General features: G+C 65.1%; 16 protein-coding genes. 14 read left to right on the forward strand and 2 right to left on the reverse strand.

Annotated elements, in window-relative coordinates; genetic code table 11:
* Nucleotides 1-3 precede the first annotated feature (3 nt).
* The gene (rsgA, locus tag B4I46_RS03895; protein ID WP_286898713.1) at nt 4-1,035 is read right to left on the reverse strand and encodes a small ribosomal subunit biogenesis GTPase RsgA; all 1,032 of its coding nucleotides are present in this window, start codon (nt 1,033-1,035) and stop codon (nt 4-6) included.
* A 100-nt stretch (nt 1,036-1,135) separates the two neighbouring features.
* Between rsgA and orn the strand changes: the two genes are divergently transcribed.
* Nucleotides 1,136-1,678: an oligoribonuclease gene (orn, locus tag B4I46_RS03900; protein ID WP_043863543.1), complete on the forward strand. Its 543-nt coding sequence runs from the start codon at nt 1,136-1,138 to the stop codon at nt 1,676-1,678.
* 90 nt (nt 1,679-1,768) lie between these two features.
* The gene (locus tag B4I46_RS03905) at nt 1,769-2,383 is read left to right on the forward strand and encodes a trimeric intracellular cation channel family protein (RefSeq protein WP_173925102.1); all 615 of its coding nucleotides are present in this window, start codon (nt 1,769-1,771) and stop codon (nt 2,381-2,383) included.
* 106 nt (nt 2,384-2,489) lie between these two features.
* On the opposite strand, the gene queG is transcribed toward B4I46_RS03905, so the two are convergent.
* Nucleotides 2,490-3,557 (reverse strand): tRNA epoxyqueuosine(34) reductase QueG, encoded by a 1,068-nt coding sequence (gene queG / locus B4I46_RS03910; RefSeq protein ID WP_286898714.1) that lies wholly within the window; start codon nt 3,555-3,557, stop codon nt 2,490-2,492.
* A gap of 64 nt (nt 3,558-3,621) precedes the next feature.
* Between queG and B4I46_RS03915 the strand changes: the two genes are divergently transcribed.
* The 12 genes from B4I46_RS03915 (at nt 3,622) to B4I46_RS03970 (ending at nt 17,994) form a co-directional block, all read left to right on the forward strand.
* Nucleotides 3,622-4,482 (forward strand): NAD(P)H-hydrate dehydratase, encoded by an 861-nt coding sequence (locus B4I46_RS03915; RefSeq protein ID WP_058541594.1) that lies wholly within the window; start codon nt 3,622-3,624, stop codon nt 4,480-4,482.
* Complete coding sequence (gene tsaE, locus B4I46_RS03920; RefSeq protein ID WP_054916175.1) at nt 4,470-4,940, forward strand: tRNA (adenosine(37)-N6)-threonylcarbamoyltransferase complex ATPase subunit type 1 TsaE; 471 nt, start codon at nt 4,470-4,472, stop codon at nt 4,938-4,940. Before B4I46_RS03915 ends, tsaE begins: the two co-directional genes overlap by 13 nt.
* Before the next feature lie 3 nt (nt 4,941-4,943).
* Entirely contained in the window at nt 4,944-6,368 is a 1,425-nt protein-coding gene (locus tag B4I46_RS03925; RefSeq protein WP_196932996.1) for an N-acetylmuramoyl-L-alanine amidase, read from the forward strand.
* Entirely contained in the window at nt 6,365-8,272 is a 1,908-nt protein-coding gene (gene mutL / locus B4I46_RS03930; protein WP_286898716.1) for a DNA mismatch repair endonuclease MutL, read from the forward strand. Before B4I46_RS03925 ends, mutL begins: the two co-directional genes overlap by 4 nt.
* Before the next feature lies 1 nt (nt 8,273).
* On the forward strand, nt 8,274-9,248 hold the full coding sequence (gene miaA / locus B4I46_RS03935; protein ID WP_043863536.1) for a tRNA (adenosine(37)-N6)-dimethylallyltransferase MiaA: 975 nt from the start codon (nt 8,274-8,276) through the stop codon (nt 9,246-9,248).
* Between the two features lie 95 nt (nt 9,249-9,343).
* Entirely contained in the window at nt 9,344-9,604 is a 261-nt protein-coding gene (hfq, locus tag B4I46_RS03940) for an RNA chaperone Hfq (protein WP_043863535.1), read from the forward strand.
* Between the two features lie 12 nt (nt 9,605-9,616).
* Entirely contained in the window at nt 9,617-10,948 is a 1,332-nt protein-coding gene (gene hflX / locus B4I46_RS03945; protein WP_058541590.1) for a ribosome rescue GTPase HflX, read from the forward strand.
* A 66-nt stretch (nt 10,949-11,014) separates the two neighbouring features.
* Complete coding sequence (gene hflK / locus B4I46_RS03950) at nt 11,015-12,181, forward strand: FtsH protease activity modulator HflK (protein ID WP_043863533.1); 1,167 nt, start codon at nt 11,015-11,017, stop codon at nt 12,179-12,181.
* Nucleotides 12,181-13,050 carry a protease modulator HflC gene (gene hflC, locus B4I46_RS03955; protein WP_043863532.1) on the forward strand — a complete coding sequence of 290 codons (870 nt, stop codon included), beginning with the start codon at nt 12,181-12,183 and terminating at the stop codon, nt 13,048-13,050. The genes hflK and hflC overlap by 1 nt, the downstream gene beginning before the upstream one ends.
* Nucleotides 13,051-13,328: 278 nt before the next feature.
* Nucleotides 13,329-14,516 (forward strand): ATP phosphoribosyltransferase regulatory subunit, encoded by a 1,188-nt coding sequence (locus tag B4I46_RS03960; RefSeq protein WP_043863531.1) that lies wholly within the window; start codon nt 13,329-13,331, stop codon nt 14,514-14,516.
* Nucleotides 14,517-14,570: 54 nt separating this feature from the next.
* Nucleotides 14,571-15,860: an adenylosuccinate synthase gene (locus B4I46_RS03965; protein ID WP_043863530.1), complete on the forward strand. Its 1,290-nt coding sequence runs from the start codon at nt 14,571-14,573 to the stop codon at nt 15,858-15,860.
* Nucleotides 15,861-16,059: 199 nt separating this feature from the next.
* Nucleotides 16,060-17,994, forward strand: a complete 1,935-nt coding sequence (locus tag B4I46_RS03970) for a methyl-accepting chemotaxis protein (protein ID WP_043863529.1) — start codon at nt 16,060-16,062, stop codon at nt 17,992-17,994.
* The last annotated feature ends 43 nt before the right edge of the window (nt 17,995-18,037 follow it).

Below are 18,037 nucleotides of genomic sequence, written 5' to 3' on the forward strand. Positions count from 1 at the left end.
CCGTCAGTAGCTGTCCTGCGGCAGGCTGGCAATGATCGAGCGATAGCTGTTCATGCGCTGCTGCTGCACGCGCCCGTCTTCCAGCGCCTTGAGCAGCGCACAGCCCGGCTCGCGGTCGTGCTTGCAGTCGCGGAAGCGGCAGGTGCCGATCAGGTCGTTGAACTCGATGAAGCCGGCCTCCACGTCCGCCCGGCTCACGTGCCCCAGGCCGAACTCGCGAATGCCCGGCGAGTCGATCAGCTCACCGCCACCCGGGAAGTGATACAGCCGCGCGGTGGTGGTGGTGTGCTGGCCCTGGCCCGACCACTCCGACAGCTCGCCTACGCGGGTGTAGACATCGGGCAGCAGGCTGTTGACCAGCGACGACTTGCCCACCCCGGACTGGCCGACGAACACGCTGATGTGCCCATCGAGCAAGGTCTGCAACTGCTGCATGCCGTCGCCATGGTGCGCCGACACTTCCAGCAGCGGGTAGCCCAGCTGACGGTACACCGCCAGCAGCGCATTCAGCGCCGGGGCGTTCTGCTCGTCGATCAGGTCGGCCTTGTTCAGCAGCAGCAGCGGGCGGATACCGGCATGCTCGGCGGCCACCAGGTAACGGTCGATCAGGTTGGCATGCGGCTCGGGGGCCGGGGCGAACACGATCACGATCAGGTCGACGTTGGCCGCCACCGGCTTGAGCTGGCCACGGCTGTCGGGGCGGCACAGCTCGGTGCTGCGCGGCATCTGCGCCACGATCACGCCGATACCCTGGTTGCCGGCGCGCCATACCACCTTGTCACCAGTGACCAGCGCCGGCAGGTTGGCGCGCAGGTGGCAACGGAACACCTGGCCGGCCACGTCGCCGTCCTGTGCTTCGACTTCTACCTGCACGCCGAAGTGTGCAATCACCAGGCCCAGTTGTTCAGGCCCCAGGTCGCCGCCTTCGAGGGTGTCCAGCGTGTGCTGTTCGCGTTTGGCAGCGCGGGCGGCGCGCTCACCCTGGATTTTTTCGATGCGCCAGTTCTGGCGGCGATTGAGCTGGCGTTTGGCCATGTAGGTCTCGTTTCGTCAAGCAAAGCATGTGAGGGTGCAACGGCGTCGAGTCTAGCACGCTCCACTAGGCTAAACTGCGCGCCTACCGAGGAGCAGAATCATGCAGAACCCACAGAACCTGATCTGGATCGATCTGGAAATGACCGGCCTGGATCCGGACAGCGACGTCATCATTGAGATGGCCACCATCGTCACCGACAGTGACCTGAACACCCTGGCCGAAGGCCCGGTGATCGCCATCCACCACAGTGACGAGGTGCTGGCGCGCATGGACGAGTGGAACACCCGTACCCACGGCAACTCCGGCCTGACCCAGCGCGTGCGCGAGAGCAAGGTGAGCATGGCCGAGGCCGAGGCCGAGACGATCCGCTTCCTGGAGCAGTGGGTGCCCAAGGGCAAGTCGCCGATCTGCGGCAACAGCATCTGCCAGGACCGTCGCTTCCTGTACCGCCACATGCGCGAGCTGGAGAATTTCTTCCACTACCGCAACCTGGACGTGTCCACCCTCAAGGAGCTGGCCGCACGCTGGGCTCCCGAGGTGCGCGACAGCTTCAAGAAGGGTGGCACGCACCTGGCGCTGGACGATATTCGCGAATCCATCGCCGAGCTGCGCCACTACCGCGAGCACTTCATCAAGTTCTGACCCGCACTGCGCCAACAATCGTTGGCGCGCCCCCTTTTGGTGCCTGGGGCAACTGGGTAGACTGCGCGCCTCTTTGCACGGACCTGCGCCATCATGCTGTTGATGCTCTATTTGATCGCCATTACCGCCGAAGCCATGACCGGGGCGCTGTCGGCCGGGCGGCGCGGCATGGACTGGTTCGGCGTGGTGCTGATCGCCTGCGTCACGGCCCTGGGCGGAGGCTCGGTGCGCGACGTGCTGCTGGGCCACTACCCGCTGACCTGGGTGAAGCACCCGGAGTACCTGGTGCTGACCAGCGTGGCGGCCTTGATCACCATTTTTATCGCGCCGCTGATGCGCCACCTGCGTTCGCTGTTTCTGGTGCTCGATGCGCTGGGGCTGGTGGCGTTCACCCTGATTGGCTGCATGACGGCGCTGGAAATGGGCCAGGGCATGCTGGTGGCGTCGATCAGCGGGGTGATCACCGGCGTGTTTGGCGGCATCCTGCGGGATATCTTCTGCAACGACATTCCGCTGATCTTCCGGCGTGAGCTGTATGCCAGCGTGTCGTTTCTGGCGGCGTGGTTCTACCTGGGGTGCGTGTACTTCAAGGTGCCGGGGGAGCAGGCGATTCTGCTGACGCTGTTTGGCGGGTTGCTGCTCAGGCTGCTGGCGATACGGTTTCGCTGGGAAATGCCGAAGTTCCAGTACAACGACGAGCATTGAGGGCTTCTTCGCGGGTCAAGCCCGCTCCCACAGGATCACCACAGTTCTTGAAACCGGTGCTGTCCCTGTGGGAGCGGGCTTGACCCGCGATGGTCGCGCTGCAGACCTAAAGCCGTGCCTGATGCTGACGCAGCGCCCACTCCACATGCTCCCTCACCAGCTCCGACGGATACTCCCGCCGCGCCTGGAGCGCCTCCAGCACCGGTATGGTCGAGGGCGCATTGCCCAGCCCCACCGCCAGGTTGCGCAACCATCGCTCATACCCCGCCCGGCGCAGCGGCGAGCCTTCGGTGCTGGCCAGAAACGTCTCTTCATCCCACAGGAACAGCTCCGCCAGCCCGGCGTTGTCCAGCCCGTGGCGCGGCTTGAAATCCGCTTCACCGGTGGGCCGGGCAAAGCGGTTCCACGGGCACACGATCTGGCAATCGTCACAGCCGAACACCCGGTTGCCGATCAGCGGCCGCAGCTCTTCGGGGATCGCGCTCTTCAGTTCTATGGTCAGGTACGAAATGCAGCGCCGCGCATCCAGCACATACGGCCCCACGAAGGCCTGGGTGGGACAGATGTCCAGGCATGCACTGCACCGCCCGCAATGCTCGGTGGCCTGTGCCTCGTCCACCGGTAGCGGCAGGTCGATGAACAGCTCGCTGAGGAAGAAGTAGCTGCCCGCCTTGCGGTTGAGCAACAAGGTGTTCTTGCCGATCCAGCCCAGCCCAGCCTGTTCGGCGATGGCCTTTTCCAGCACCGGCGCGCTGTCGACGAAGGCGCGGAAGCCGAACGGCCCGATGTCTTTCTGGATGCGCTCGGCCAGGTGCTGTACGCGCTTGCGGACCAGCTTGTGGTAGTCGCGCCCCAGCGCATAGCGCGAGATGTAGGCCTTTTCGGGCTGGGCGAGCATCTGCGCCATCTGCGTGTCGCCCGGCAGGTAGTCCATGCGCAGCGACACCACGCGCAAGGTGCCCGGCACCAGCTCGTCGGGGTGCGAGCGTTTGCTGCCATGGGCGCCCATGTACTCCATCTCGCCGTGATAGCCCTCGGCCAGCCAGCGTTCCAGGTGTTTTTCGTGTTCGCCCAGCTCCACACCGGCAATGCCGACGTGCGCAAAGCCCAGTTCACGGCCCCAATCCTTGATCGATTGGGCGAGGGCGGGTAGATCGAGGGGGGAAGCAGACATGCGAAATAGGGCAACGATGACTCAGGTGCGTATAATTCTGCCAGACATCGGAGCCGAACGACGCATGCCTCAGACCAAACACCCTGCAAATCAGCCATTGGTGCTCACCAGCGTCACCCTGGCGAGCCTCGCGCCGCGCTCGAATGCCGCACACAAGGGCGACTTCGGCCATGTGCTGGTGGTCGGTGGCGACCGTGGCACGGGCGGTGCGGTGCTGCTCAGTGCCGAGGCGGCGCTGCGCTGCGGCGCCGGCCTGGTGTCACTGGCCACCCGCAGCGAGCAACTGCCCGCCGCGCTGGCCCGCCTGCCCGAGGTGATGAGCCTGGGCGTGCATTCGGCCAACCAGTTGATGGCGCCGATTGAACGCGCCACCGTACTGGTGGTCGGACCCGGACTGGGGCAGGCCGCCTGGGGGCGCAGCCTGCTCTCGGCGGTGGTGCCGGCCAGGCACGCCCAGGTGTGGGATGCCGATGCGCTGAACCTGCTGGCGCAAGCACCCTTGCCGCTGGCGGCGGGCAGCATCATTACCCCGCATCCGGGAGAGGCGGCGCGCCTGCTGGGGATTTCCACCGAAGCGGTGCAGGCCGATCGCTCCTGGGCGGCGCTCAAGCTGGCGCGCAAGTACGCGGCGGTGTGTGTGCTTAAAGGCGCCGGCACGCTGGTGGCCGACCCGGCCGGGCAATTGGCACTGTGCCAGCGCGGTCACCCGGCCATGGCCGGTGCCGGCCTGGGCGATGTGCTCAGCGGCGTGCTGGGTGCGCTGCTGGCCCAGGGCATGCCGGCCTGGGACGCCGCCTGCCTGGGGGTGTGGCTGCACGCCTGTGCCGGCGAGCGCCTGGGCGTACAAGGTCGCGGGCTGGCGGCCAGCGACCTGATACCGGTCATTCGTCAAGTTCTGGAGGAGCATTCAGCGTGTCAGGTGTAACCCTGTTTATGGCCGACGAAGCGGCCATGTGTGAGTTCGGTGCCCGTATCGCCCAGGTGACCAAGGGTCACGGCGTGATTTTCCTCGAGGGTGACCTGGGGGCCGGCAAGACCACCCTGTCACGGGGCATCATCCGTGGTCTGGGACACACCGGCGCGGTGAAAAGTCCTACCTTCACTGTGGTTGAGCCCTACGAGATTGGCGACATTCGTGCCTTCCATTTCGACCTGTATCGCCTGGTCGATCCGGAGGAGCTGGAGTTCATGGGCATTCGCGACTACTTCGAAGACGACGCCCTGTGCCTGTTCGAGTGGCCCCAGAAGGGGGCGGGCATTTTGCCAAAGCCCGACCTGACCATTACCATAAGCCCCCAGGCGGACGGGCGTTCGCTGAACCTGTTGCCGCAGGGCTCTCGCGGTGAAGCCTGGTGTGCCGCTCTGGCCTTGGAAATCAATTAGAAAATGGGGATAGGTATGCGCTTTCGCGCACTGTTTGGCGTTGTAGGACTGCTGCTGGCGGCAGTAACCGTCGATGCCTTCGCGATCACGCAAGTCAAGAGTGTCCGTTTATGGCGTGCGCCGGACAACACACGCCTGGTGTTCGACCTGTCCGGCCCGGTGCAGCACAGTGTGTTCACCCTGACGGCCCCGGATCGCCTGGTGATCGACATCAATGGCGCAACCCTGGGTGCGCCTTTGAACGTGTCCACCTCCAATACCCCGATCACCAGCGTGCGCTCGGCGCAGCGCACCCCTACCGACCTTCGCGTGGTCATCGACCTGAAAAAGTCGGTGACGCCCAAGAGCTTCACCCTGGCGCCCAACGCCCAGTACGGCAACCGTCTGGTGGTCGACCTGTTCGATCAGGAATCCGACGCCACGCCACCCACCCCGACCCCGTCGGTGGCCACCACGCCGGCCGTGCCGGTGACCCCCACGCAGCCGGCGATCAAGCTGACCCCGGTGCCAAGCGGCAAGCGTGACATCGTGATCGCCATCGATGCCGGTCACGGCGGCGAAGACCCGGGTGCGTCCGGCTCGCGCGGCCAGCATGAGAAAGACATCGTGCTGGCCATCGCCAAGGAACTGCAGCGCCAGATCAACAGCGAGAAGGGCTTTCGCGCCGAGCTGACGCGTACCGGCGACTACTTCATCCCGCTGCGCAAGCGTACCGAGATTGCGCGCAAGAAGGGCGCCGACCTGTTCATCTCGATCCACGCCGACGCCGCGCCGTCCAAGGCGGCCTTCGGTGCCTCGGTGTTCGCCCTGTCCGACCGTGGCGCCACGTCCGAGACGGCGCGCTGGCTGGCCGACAGCGAAAACCGCTCCGACCTGATCGGTGGTGCCGGCAACGTCAGCCTCGACGACAAGGACCGCATGCTTGCGGGCGTGCTGCTCGACCTGTCGATGACCGCCTCGCTCAGCTCCAGCCTCAACGTGGGGCAGAAGGTGCTGGGCAATATCGGCCGGGTCACGCCGCTGCACAAGCGCCGCGTGGAACAGGCCGGGTTCATGGTGCTCAAGTCGCCGGACATCCCGTCGATCCTGGTGGAAACCGGGTTCATCTCCAACGCCAACGAGGCCTCCAAGCTGGCCACTGCCAGCCATCAGCAGGCCCTGGCACGCTCGATCCACAGTGGCGTGCGCCAGTTCTTCCAGCAGAACCCGCCGCCGGGCACCTACATCGCCTTCCTGCGAGACAGCGGCAAGATCGCCCAGGGCCCGCGCGAGCACACCGTGCGTCCGGGCGAGACCCTGGCCATGATCGCCGTGCGTTACCAGGTCAGCGTGGCCAGCCTGCGCAGCACCAACGGCCTTAAAACCGATGAGCTGAAGGTGGGCCAGAACCTCGACGTACCGGCCACCACGCTGGCTGGCCAGCCATGAGCAGCGGCGCTCGCATCGAGCTGCTCAGCCCGCGGCTTGCCAACCAGATCGCCGCAGGCGAGGTGGTCGAACGCCCGGCCTCGGTGATCAAGGAGCTGCTGGAAAACAGCCTCGACTCCGGCGCCCGGCGCATCGACGTCGAGGTGGAGCAGGGCGGGGTCAAGCTGCTGCGGGTGCGCGATGATGGCAGCGGTATCGCTGCCGACGACCTGCCGTTGTCCCTGGCGCGGCACGCCACCAGCAAGATCCGCGACCTGGAAGACCTCGAGCGGGTAATGAGCCTGGGCTTTCGCGGCGAGGCACTGGCGTCGATCAGCTCGGTCGCGCGCCTGACCCTGACCTCGCGCACCCGCGACGCCGACCAGGCCTGGCAGGTTGAAACCGAAGGCCGCGACATGTCCCCGCGGGTGCAGCCGGCAGCGCATCCGGTGGGTACCTCGGTCGAGGTGCGCGACCTGTTCTTCAATACCCCGGCCCGGCGCAAGTTCCTCAAGACCGAAAAAACCGAATTCGACCATCTGCAGGAAGTCATCCGGCGCCTGGCGCTGGCGCGCTTCGACGTGGCCTTTCATTTGCGCCACAACGGCAAGAGCGTCCTCAGCCTGCATGAAGCCCATGACGACACGGCCCGCGCACGGCGCGTGGCCTCGATCTGCGGCCCGGGCTTTCTGGAGCAGGCGCTGCCGATCGAGGTGGAGCGCAACGGCCTGCATCTGTGGGGTTGGGTCGGCCTGCCGACCTTCTCGCGCAGCCAGGCCGACCTGCAATACTTCTTCGTCAACGGCCGTGCCGTGCGCGACAAGCTGGTCGCCCACGCGGTGCGCCAGGCCTACCGCGACGTGCTGTTCAATGGCCGGCACCCGACCTTCGTGCTGTTTCTGGAGGTCGACCCCACCGGCGTGGACGTGAACGTGCACCCCACCAAGCACGAGGTGCGCTTTCGTGACGGGCGCATGGTGCACGACTTCCTGTACGGCACCCTGCACCGGGCGCTGGCCGATGTGCGCCCGCAGGATCACCAGCCGGGTGCAGCCGCTGCCCCCGAGGTGGAGCGCCCCAGTGGCCTGCAGGCCGGCGAGTTCGGCCCCCAGGGCGAGATGCGCCTGGCCGCCAACCTGCTCGAACAGCCTCCGGCGCAGCCGATGCTGAACACGGCGGGCGGCGCCGCGGGCAGTGGCTCGGGCGCCGGCTACCAGTACCAGTACACCCCGCGTCCGGCACAGGCATTGCCCGCGGCCGAGGCCCAGGGGGTGTATCGCGAATTCTTCGCCCCGCTGCCCGGCAGCGAGCCGGCCAACCTGCCTCAGGGCCAGGGCGATATTCCGCCGCTGGGCTATGCGCTGGCGCAGCTCAAGGGCATCTATATTCTTGCCGAGAACGCCCAGGGCCTGGTGCTGGTGGACATGCATGCGGCCCACGAGCGGATCATGTACGAGCGGCTCAAGGTGGCCATGGCCAGCGAGGGCCTGAGCGGCCAGCCGCTGCTGGTGCCCGAGTCCCTGGCCCTGAGCCAGCGCGAAGCCGATTGCGCAGAAGAACACGCGGCGTGGTTCCAGCGCCTGGGCTTCGAACTGCAGCGCCTGGGCCCGGAAAGCCTGGCGATCCGGCAGATCCCTGCGTTGCTCAAGCAGGCCGAGGCCAATCGCCTGGTGCAGGACGTGCTGGCCGACCTGATGGAATACGGCACCAGCGACCGTATCCAGGCACACCTGAACGAGCTGCTCGGCACCATGGCCTGTCATGGCGCGATTCGCGCCAACCGGCGCCTGGCCCTGCCGGAAATGAACGGCCTGCTGCGCGACATGGAAAACACCGAGCGCAGCGGTCAATGCAACCATGGCCGACCGACCTGGACCCAGATGGGCCTGGACGATCTGGACAAACTGTTCCTGCGCGGTCGCTGATATGGCAGTTCGCAATCCCCCGGCCATCTTCCTGATGGGCCCCACCGCCGCCGGCAAGACCGACCTTGCCATCGAGCTGACCAAGGTGCTGCCGTGCGAGCTGATCAGTGTCGATTCGGCGCTGGTCTACCGCGGCATGGACATCGGCACCGCCAAGCCGTCCAAGGCGTTGCTGGCCGAGCACCCGCACCGGCTGATCGACATCCTCGACCCGGCCCAGAGCTATTCGGCAGCCGATTTTCGCCGCGATGCGCTGCAGGCCATGGCCGAGATCACCGCGCGCGGCAATATCCCGCTGCTGGTGGGCGGCACCATGCTGTATTTCAAGGCGCTGCTCGAAGGCCTGGCCGATATGCCTGCGGCCGATGCGCAGGTGCGTGCCGAGCTTGAAGCCGAGGCTGCACAGCTGGGCTGGCAGGCCTTGCACGCCCAGCTGGCGGCGGTCGACCCCGAATCGGCGGCGCGCATTCACCCCAACGATCCGCAGCGGTTGGTACGGGCGCTGGAGGTGTACCGGGTCAGCGGCATGACGATGACGTCACATCGCGAGCGTCAATCGGCGCAAAGTAGCGTCGCAGGCGCTTCGGGCCAGGAACAATTGCCCTATACTGTCGCCAGCCTGGCAATCGCCCCGCAGGATCGAAAGGTGCTGCACGAGCGAATTGCGCTACGATTTGGGCAAATGCTGGAACAGGGCTTCGTCGACGAGGTCCGATCACTGCGTGCCAGAAGTGACTTGCATGCAGGGCTGCCGTCTATACGGGCAGTCGGTTATCGCCAGGTCTGGGATCACCTTGATGGCAAGTTGAGTGCAGCTGAAATGCAGGAGCGCGGCATCATTGCCACTCGCCAATTGGCGAAGCGGCAGTTTACCTGGTTGCGCAGTTGGGCCGATCTGCACTGGTTGGACAGCCTGGCTTGCGACAATCTGCCACGCACCTTGAAATACCTGGGATCGGTCTCCATATTGGGCTGAGTCCCTGCAATTGCCGTCTACTCTTGGGGGTGGGGCGGCCTGAGCCATCATATTTCTTTGATTTTTTACTATTGATCCTTACAGGAGTGCGGCATATGTCAAAAGGGCATTCGCTACAAGACCCTTACTTGAATACTTTGAGAAAAGAGAAGGTCGGCGTTTCGATCTATCTGGTCAACGGCATCAAGCTGCAGGGCACGATCGAGTCGTTCGACCAGTTCGTGATTCTGCTGAAGAACACCGTCAGCCAGATGGTCTACAAGCACGCGATCTCGACAGTGGTGCCGGTTCGTCCGATTCGTCTGCCAAGCGCAGCCGACGCCGAACAGGGCGACGCTGAGCCAGGTAACGCCTGATAGGAGTCTGCTTTGTTCTTTGAGCGCCACGGTGGTGGTGAACGGGCAATCCTCGTTCACTTGGAAGGTCAGAGCCCTGAGGCGCGCGAAGACCCGCAGGAGTTCCGCGAGCTGGCCCTGTCGGCCGGTGCCGATATTGTCGCGTTCGCCAATGTGGCGCGACACCAGCCTACCGCCAAGTTCCTGATTGGCAGCGGCAAGGTCGAGGAATTTCGCGACCTGGTCAAAGCCGAACAGGCCGATTTGGTCATTTTCAATCACACCCTCACGCCCAGTCAGGAACGTAACCTCGAACGTATCTTCGAGTGTCGCGTGCTTGACCGCACGGGTCTGATTCTCGACATCTTCGCCCAGCGGGCACGTACCCACGAAGGCAAGCTGCAGGTCGAACTGGCCCAGCTCGAGCACATGAGCACGCGCCTGGTGCGCGGTTGGACTCACCTCGAGCGGCAGAAGGGCGGTATTGGTCTGCGCGGGCCGGGTGAAACCCAGCTCGAAACCGACCGGCGCCTGCTGCGCATACGCCTGCGCCAGATCAAGGGTCGCCTGGAGAAGGTGCGCAGCCAGCGCGAGCAGGCACGGCGCGGGCGCAAGCGCGCGGATATCCCCTCGGTGTCGCTGGTGGGGTACACCAACGCCGGCAAGTCCACTTTGTTCAATGCGCTGACCCAGTCCGAGGTGTATGCGGCCGACCAGCTGTTCGCCACCCTCGACCCGACCCTGCGTCGGCTCGAGCTGGATGACGTCGGGCCGGTGGTGCTGGCCGACACCGTGGGCTTCATCCGTCACCTGCCGCACAAGCTGGTCGAGGCATTTCGGGCTACGCTCGAAGAGTCGAGCAACTCCGACCTGCTGCTGCACGTGATCGACGCCCATGAGCCGGAGCGCATGGAGCAGATCGAGCAGGTCATGGCGGTGCTCGGCGAGATCGGTGCCGAAGGCTTGCCGATCCTCGAGGTGTATAACAAACTCGACCTGCTCGAAGGGGTCGAGCCGCAGATCCAGCGCGATGCCGACGGCAAGCCGCAGCGGGTATGGGTATCGGCCCGTGACGGTCGTGGCCTGGAGCTGGTGGGGCAGGCGATTGCAGAACTGCTGGGGGATGACCTGTTCATCGGTACCCTGCGCCTGGAACAGCGTTTCGCGCGGTTGCGCGCGCTGTTCTTCGACCTGGGGGCGGTGCAGAGCGAAGACCATGACGAAGACGGCAACACCCTGCTGGCGGTACGCTTGTCCCGGGTCGAGTTCAATCGCCTGGTAAGCCGCGAGGGGATGAAACCGCTGGAGTTCATCGAGCAACACACTTTGCAATACAAGCCCGACCTCGCGGTCGGGCAGCCGTGACAGGCATTCTGTAGCATTGGACGGCGCGCCGTGGGCGCGTCTTTGCTTTATCAGATGGAGAGCGCTATGGCTTGGAATGAGCCGGGTGGCAACTCGAACAATCAGGATCCTTGGGGTGGGCGCCGTGGTGGCGGCGACAAGAAGGGACCACCGGATCTCGACGAGGCCTTCCGCAAGCTGCAGGATAGCCTGAACGGCATGTTCGGCAGTGGCAAGAAACGGGGCGGCGACAGCGGCTCCGGCAAGGGTGCCGGTTTCGGTCTGCTGGGTATCGGCCTGGCCGTACTGGCGGCCATATGGCTGTACAGCGCCGTGTACGTGGTGGACGAACAGGAGCAGGCCGTGGTGCTGCGCTTCGGCAAATACTACGAAACCGTAGGGCCGGGCCTGAACATCTACTTCCCGCCGATCGATCGCAAGTACATGGAGAACGTCACCCGCGAGCGTGCTTATACCAAGCAGGGCCAGATGCTGACCGAAGACGAGAACATCGTCGAAGTGCCGCTGACCGTGCAGTACAAGATCACCAACCTGCAGGATTTCGTGCTGAACGTCGATCAGCCTGAAGTCAGCCTGCAGCACGCGACCGACAGTGCCCTGCGCCACGTGGTGGGTTCCACCTCGATGGACAAGGTGCTGACCGAAGGTCGTGAGCAGATGGCCGTGGAAATCAAGGAGCGTCTGCAACGCTTCCTCGACACCTACCGCACCGGTATCACCGTGACCCAGGTCAACGTGCAGAGCGCGGCAGCCCCGCGTGAAGTGCAGGAAGCCTTCGACGACGTGATCCGTGCCCGTGAAGACGAGCAGCGTGCGCGCAACCAGGCCGAGTCCTACGCCAACGGCGTGGTGCCGGAAGCCCGTGGTCAGGCGCAGCGCATCATCGAGGATGCCAACGGCTACCGCGATGAAGTGGTCTCGCGTGCCAAGGGTGAGGCCGACCGCTTCACCAAGCTGGTGGCCGAGTACCGCAAGGCTCCAGAGGTGACCCGTCAGCGTCTGTACCTGGACACCATGCAGGAAGTGTATAGCAACACCAGCAAGGTCCTGGTATCCGGCAAGGACGGTCAGAGCAACCTGCTCTACCTGCCGCTGGACAAGATGATCGACAGCCGCCGCAGTGGCAGCACCCCGGTCACCAGCGTCACGCCGTCGGCCAATGACGCCGCCAACCGTGCCGCCGCAGACCTGCAACAGCAACAGCGCGAGACGCGCTCCAGGGAGAGCCGCTGATGAGCAATAAATCCCTGATCGCCGTGATCGTCGCCGTGGTGCTGGCGATCGTCGCCTGGAACAGCTTCTACATCGTGGCCCAGACCGAACGCGCCGTGCTGCTGCAATTCGGCCGTGTGGTACAGGCCGATGTGCAGCCTGGCCTGCATGTGAAGGTTCCTTACGTCAACCAGGTGCGCAAGTTCGACGCGCGGCTGATGACCCTTGACGCACCGACCCAGCGGTTCCTGACCCTGGAGAAGAAAGCGGTGATGGTCGATGCCTACGCCAAGTGGCGCGTGCAGGACGCCGAGCGTTTCTACACCGCGACTTCGGGCCTCAAGCAGATCGCCGACGAACGTCTGTCGCGCCGTCTGGAAAGCGGCCTGCGCGACCAGTTCGGCAAGCGCACCCTGCATGAGGTGGTATCCGGTGAACGTGACGCGCTGATGGCTGACATCACCGCTTCGCTGAACCGCATGGCCAGCAAGGAGCTGGGCATCGAAGTGGTCGACGTTCGCGTCAAGGCCATCGACCTGCCCAAGGAAGTGAACCGCAGCGTGTTCGAACGCATGAGCACCGAGCGTGAGCGTGAAGCTCGCGAGCACCGCGCCAAGGGTAACGAGCTGGCCGAAGGCATCCGTGCCGACGCCGATCGTCAACGCCGCGTGTTGCTGGCCGAAGCCTATCGCGAGTCGGAAGAAACCCGTGGTGATGGTGATGCCCAGGCAGCAGCCATCTACGCCAAGGCCTATGGCCAGGACCAGGAGTTCTACGCGTTCTATCGCAGCCTGAAGGCCTACCGCGAGAGCTTCGCCGACAAGAGCGACGTGCTGGTGCTGGACCCGAGCAGCGAGTTCTTCCGCTTCATGGGCAAGACCAAACCGTAAGCATGCACACCCCGCCCGGCGGCTAAAACGTCGGGCGGGGTGCCTCCCGCGAGAAAACGGGTGTATGATGCGGCAGCCGGGAAATTCCCGGCTTTTTTGCGTCTGCAAGATCGATTGGCCTTTATCGGGCCCGGGCTTGTGGCGCACTTCAGGTTTTACGAGGGTATCGGTACTGCGGTTTCGCTGGAATCAGCGCTGCCCGTCATTGTGTGCCGATAGCTGCTTCACTCAAGGCTCGCCCGCGGGCAGGCCGCCCGGACCATAGGGGAAATGGCGTAATGGCAACGGTAGACCGCTGGCTGCTGCCAGATGGCATCGAAGAAGTACTGCCACCTGAGGCGGCGCGCATCGAGATCGCGCGTCGTCAGGTGTTGGACCTGTTCCAGAGCTGGGGTTACGAGTTTGTCGTGACCCCGCATATCGAGTACCTGGAATCGCTGCTCACCGGTGCCGGCCAGGACCTGGATCTGCGCACCTTCAAGGTCATTGACCCGCAATCCGGGCGGCAGATGGGCTTTCGGGCCGACATCACGCCACAGGTGGCGCGCATCGACGCGCACACCCTGCGCCGTGAAGGGCCGAGCCGCCTGTGCTATGCCGGCAGCGTGCTGCACGCCTTGCCACGTGCGCTGTCGACCTCGCGCAGCCCGATTCAGCTGGGCGCCGAGCTGTACGGCGATGCCAGCCCGGTCAGCGACGTCGAGGTCATCAGCCTGATGCTGGCCATGCTGCAACTGGCCGACGTGCCGGATGTGCACATGGACCTCGGGCATGTCGGTATCTACCGCGGCCTGGCCCGTGCGGCCGGCCTGTCGGGCGCGGTCGAGCAGCAGTTGTTCGACGCCCTGCAGCGCAAGGCCATCGACGAAGTGATCGAGCTGACCGCCACGCTGCCGGCTGACCTGGCCGGCATGTTGCGTTCGCTGACCGAGCTGTGCGGTGGGCGCGAAGTGCTCGAGCAGGCACGTGTGCGCCTGGGCCGTGCCCCGGCCGCGGTGCTGGCGGCGCTGGATGACCTGATGGCGATCGCCGAGCGCCTCGCCACGCGTTACCCCGAGCTGCCGCTGTATTTCGACCTGGGCGAGTTGCGCGGCTACCACTACCACACCGGTGTGGTGTTTGCCGCCTTCGTGCCAGGCGTCGGCCAGTCGATCGCCCAGGGCGGTCGCTATGACGACATCGGAGCGGACTTTGGCCGGGCACGCCCGGCTACCGGTTTCTCCACGGATTTGAAGACCCTGGTCACACTGGGGCGAGCCGAGGTGGTGTTGCCGTCTGGCGGGATCTGGATGCCCGACAGCAGCGATGCAGCACTTTGGCAGTTGGTCTGCCAATTGCGCAGTGAGGGCCAGCGGGTGGTTCAGGCGTTGCCTGGGCAGCCGCTGACCGCCGCCGTCGAGGCGGATTGCGATCGGCAATTGATTCAGCAAAACGGGCTTTGGCAGGTTCTGCCGCTGGCCATTTGAGATTCCACGCCGGCACGAGCCGGCGCCAAGTTTGCGCGAATGAGGACAAGTGTTATGGGTAAGAATGTCGTAGTCCTGGGCACCCAGTGGGGTGATGAGGGCAAAGGCAAGATCGTCGATCTGCTGACCGAACATGCTGCCGCCGTAGTGCGCTACCAGGGTGGCCACAACGCCGGCCACACCCTGGTGATCGACGGTGAGAAGACCGTGCTGCACCTGATCCCTTCGGGCGTGCTGCGCGAAGGCGTGCAGTGCCTGATCGGCAACGGTGTGGTGGTTGCTCCCGACGCCCTGCTGCGCGAGATCACCAAGCTGGAAGAGAAGGGCGTACCGGTGCGCGAGCGCCTGCGCATCAGCCCGTCCTGCCCGCTGATCCTGTCCTTCCACGTGGCCCTGGACCAGGCCCGTGAAAAGGCCCGTGGCGAGCTGAAGATCGGTACCACCGGTCGCGGCATCGGCCCGGCCTACGAAGACAAGGTTGCGCGTCGTGGCCTGCGTGTGGGCGACCTGCTCAACATGCCGCGCTTCGAAGACAAGCTGCGCGAGCTGGTGGACTACCACAACTTCATGCTGGTGGGTTACTACAAAGAGCCGGCCATCGAGTTCGAAAAGACCCTGGCCGAGTGCAAGGAATACGCCGAACTGCTCAAGCCGCTGATGCTGGACGTGACTGCCGAGCTGCACGACCTGCGTCGCGCCGGCAAGGACATCATGTTCGAAGGTGCCCAGGGTTCGCTGCTGGACATCGACCACGGTACCTACCCCTACGTGACCAGCTCCAACACCACCGCCGGTGGCGTTGCGACCGGTTCGGGCGTTGGTCCGATGTTCCTGGACTACATCCTGGGCATCACCAAGGCCTACACCACCCGCGTGGGTTCGGGCCCGTTCCCGACCGAGCTGTTTGACGACGTTGGTGCGCACCTGGCCAAGCAGGGCCACGAATTTGGCGCAACCACCGGCCGTGCCCGTCGTTGCGGCTGGTTCGACGCCGTCATCCTGCGTCGCGCCATCGACGTGAACAGCATCTCGGGCATCTGCCTGACCAAGCTGGACGTGCTCGATGGCCTGGAAACCATCAACATCTGCGTCGGCTACAAGGACGCAGCGGGCAAGGACGTTGCCCCTACCGACGCCGACAGCTACGTGGGCCTGCAGCCTGTGTACGAAGAAGTGCCGGGCTGGAGCGAGTCGACCGTGGGCGCCAAGACCCTGGAAGAACTGCCGGCCAACGCCCGTGCCTACATCAAGCGTGTGGAAGAGCTGATCGGTGCGCCGATCGACATCGTCTCCACCGGCCCGGACCGTAACGAGACCATCGTGCTGCGCCATCCGTTTGCCTGATTCGCTGTAGGCAGTAAAGAACGCCGCTGTCCCTCCGGGTCAGCGGCGTTTTTTTTGGCCAGTTGGTGAAAGGGTCATAAAGGTCAGCCCTGGCTATGAATTTGACCGGTATGCCTGCTGCCCGGCACGGCCTTTGCTGTAAGAATCGTCCTATAAGGTGCCATCACTATAATGGCCCCGCGATACGGAGGGTTCTTGTGTGTCGGCCGTTCTCTCATTGTTACGAAGCCGCCTGTTGCGGCCTGTCTTTGTTGCGTTGGGTATCGCTCTTTTGGTGCAGGTGCTGGTTGCGGTCGCGCTGACGCGGAGCACGGTGACTGCGCTGGAGGCCGATCTGGGTAATCGCCTGGGTGCAGACAGCCAGAAACTGTCGGGTGAACTGGAACAAGCCGGGCGTGAGCTCAGCTCGGGCCTGGACAGCCTTTCGGCCAGTACCCGCCAGCGTTTGTCCGCCGGGCTATCCGCACGCCTTCAGGAGGAGCAGGCGCAACTGCGCGTCACCCTCGAAAAAAGCCTCAAGGAGTCGGCCAATCACATGGCCGAACTGCTGGCATCGGTTGCGCCGCGGGCCATCTGGGATGACGACATACCGGCACTGTCGGAGTTTTCCCGGCGCGCCCAGCGCAATGCCAACGTGCTCTTCGTGGTCTACGACGACGCCCAGGGCCAGCACCTGACCCGCTACCTGAACCGGCAGAACCCGATAAACCAGGCCCTGATGGAAAAGGGCCAGGGCGAACGGGCGCTCGACAAGGTGCTGGATGCGGCGCGCAACGACCCGGCGGTGTACATGATCGAAGCCTCGATCAACCCCAACGGCACCGAGATCGGCAAGGTGGTGATGGGCGTCTCCACGGCGTCGGTCGACAACGAGCTCAAGGCGCTGGACGCGCGCTTCTCGGCGCTGATCGCCAGCGGCGACCAGTTGGTCGGCGACAGCCTGGTGGGCGCTGCGGCCGACAGCAACAAGGCCCTGAGCGCCCGCCTGCAGGCGGCCCAGGCCAGTGCCGCGGCGATGCAGGCCAACACCTCGCAGACCGTGCAGCAAGCAGCGGCGACCCTGCGCTGGAACATCGGCCTGGGGCTGGTGGCGGTGGGCTTCGGCGTATTGCTGGTGGTGGCCGTGGTACTCGGCCGGCGCGTGCTGAGCAAGCTGCGCCTGCTGATTGCCGCGCTCAACGACCTGGCGGCCGGCGACGGCGACCTGACCAAGCGCGTGCCGATCGACAGCCGAGACGAGATCGGCGACATGGCTGCAGCGGTCAACCAGTTCGTCGACAAGCTGCAGCCCATCGTGCGCGAAGCGGGCGAGGTGGCGCAGCGCACCGGGGTCGAGATCGGCACCATGGCGCAGAACAACGCGGGCGCCGATGCGGCGGCCGCTTCGCAGCGCGATGAAGTGGCCGAGAGCCTGCGTGCCCTGTCGAGCATGGCCGATGAAGCCCAGGCCGAAAGCCAGGCCATGCAGGCAGCGTTGCAGCAGGTGGTGGACATTCGCCAGGCCACCGACGAGAACAGCCGTACCTCGGCCCAGGTGGCCAAGCTGATCGAAGCGTTGGCCGGGCAGGTGGGGGCGGGCTCCAAGGTGATCGAGCGGCTGGCCGAGCAGAGCCAGCAGATCGAGGTGGTGCTGGAGGTGATCCACGGGATTGCCGAGCAGACCAACCTGCTGGCGCTCAATGCCGCCATCGAGGCGGCGCGGGCTGGCGAGACCGGGCGCGGGTTTGCCGTGGTGGCCGACGAAGTGCGGGCGCTGGCGAGCAAGACCCAGAGCTCGACCGGCGATATCCAGGCGCACATCGGTGCCTTGCAGCAGGGCGCGCGGGAGGCGGTGGCAGCCATCAGCCAGGCCGGGCGTCAGGCCAGCGAAGGCTTGACCGTGCTCAAGGACAACGCGCGCCTGCAGCAGTCGGTGCAGGTGTCGGTGGAGCAGGTGCATGCGGCGATCGGCCTGGCCACCCGGGCGGCCGAGCAGCAGGCGCAGGGGGCGCAGGCGGTGCGTGGGCGGGTCGAGACGATTCATGCCCAGGCCGAGCGTGCAGCGCAGGTGGTGATGCAGACCACGGCCAGCAGCAAGGTGCTGGATGACCTGGCGGCGCAGTTGAAGGCCAGCCTGGGGCAGTTCAGGGCCTGAGATAGTGTCGTTTGTATCGCGGGTCAAGCCCGCTCCCACAAGG

Source organism: Pseudomonas sp. UBA7500 (assembly GCF_002478435.1).
GTDB lineage: Bacteria > Pseudomonadota > Gammaproteobacteria > Pseudomonadales > Pseudomonadaceae > Aquipseudomonas > Aquipseudomonas palmensis.

Bases quoted from the DNA above. Each gene is read 5' to 3' on its own strand.
- rsgA (WP_286898713.1), bottom strand. From the start codon at position 1,035: ATGGCCAAACGCCAGCTCAATCGCCGCCAGAACTGGCGCATCGAAAAA.
- orn (WP_043863543.1), top strand. From the start codon at position 1,136: ATGCAGAACCCACAGAACCTGATCTGGATCGATCTGGAAATGACCGGC.
- queG (WP_286898714.1), bottom strand. From the start codon at position 3,557: ATGTCTGCTTCCCCCCTCGATCTACCCGCCCTCGCCCAATCGATCAAG.
- B4I46_RS03915 (WP_058541594.1), top strand. From the start codon at position 3,622: ATGCCTCAGACCAAACACCCTGCAAATCAGCCATTGGTGCTCACCAGC.
- B4I46_RS03925 (WP_196932996.1), top strand. From the start codon at position 4,944: ATGGGGATAGGTATGCGCTTTCGCGCACTGTTTGGCGTTGTAGGACTG.
- mutL (WP_286898716.1), top strand. From the start codon at position 6,365: ATGAGCAGCGGCGCTCGCATCGAGCTGCTCAGCCCGCGGCTTGCCAAC.
- miaA (WP_043863536.1), top strand. From the start codon at position 8,274: ATGGCAGTTCGCAATCCCCCGGCCATCTTCCTGATGGGCCCCACCGCC.
- hfq (WP_043863535.1), top strand. From the start codon at position 9,344: ATGTCAAAAGGGCATTCGCTACAAGACCCTTACTTGAATACTTTGAGA.
- hflK (WP_043863533.1), top strand. From the start codon at position 11,015: ATGGCTTGGAATGAGCCGGGTGGCAACTCGAACAATCAGGATCCTTGG.
- hflC (WP_043863532.1), top strand. From the start codon at position 12,181: ATGAGCAATAAATCCCTGATCGCCGTGATCGTCGCCGTGGTGCTGGCG.
- B4I46_RS03960 (WP_043863531.1), top strand. From the start codon at position 13,329: ATGGCAACGGTAGACCGCTGGCTGCTGCCAGATGGCATCGAAGAAGTA.
- B4I46_RS03965 (WP_043863530.1), top strand. From the start codon at position 14,571: ATGGGTAAGAATGTCGTAGTCCTGGGCACCCAGTGGGGTGATGAGGGC.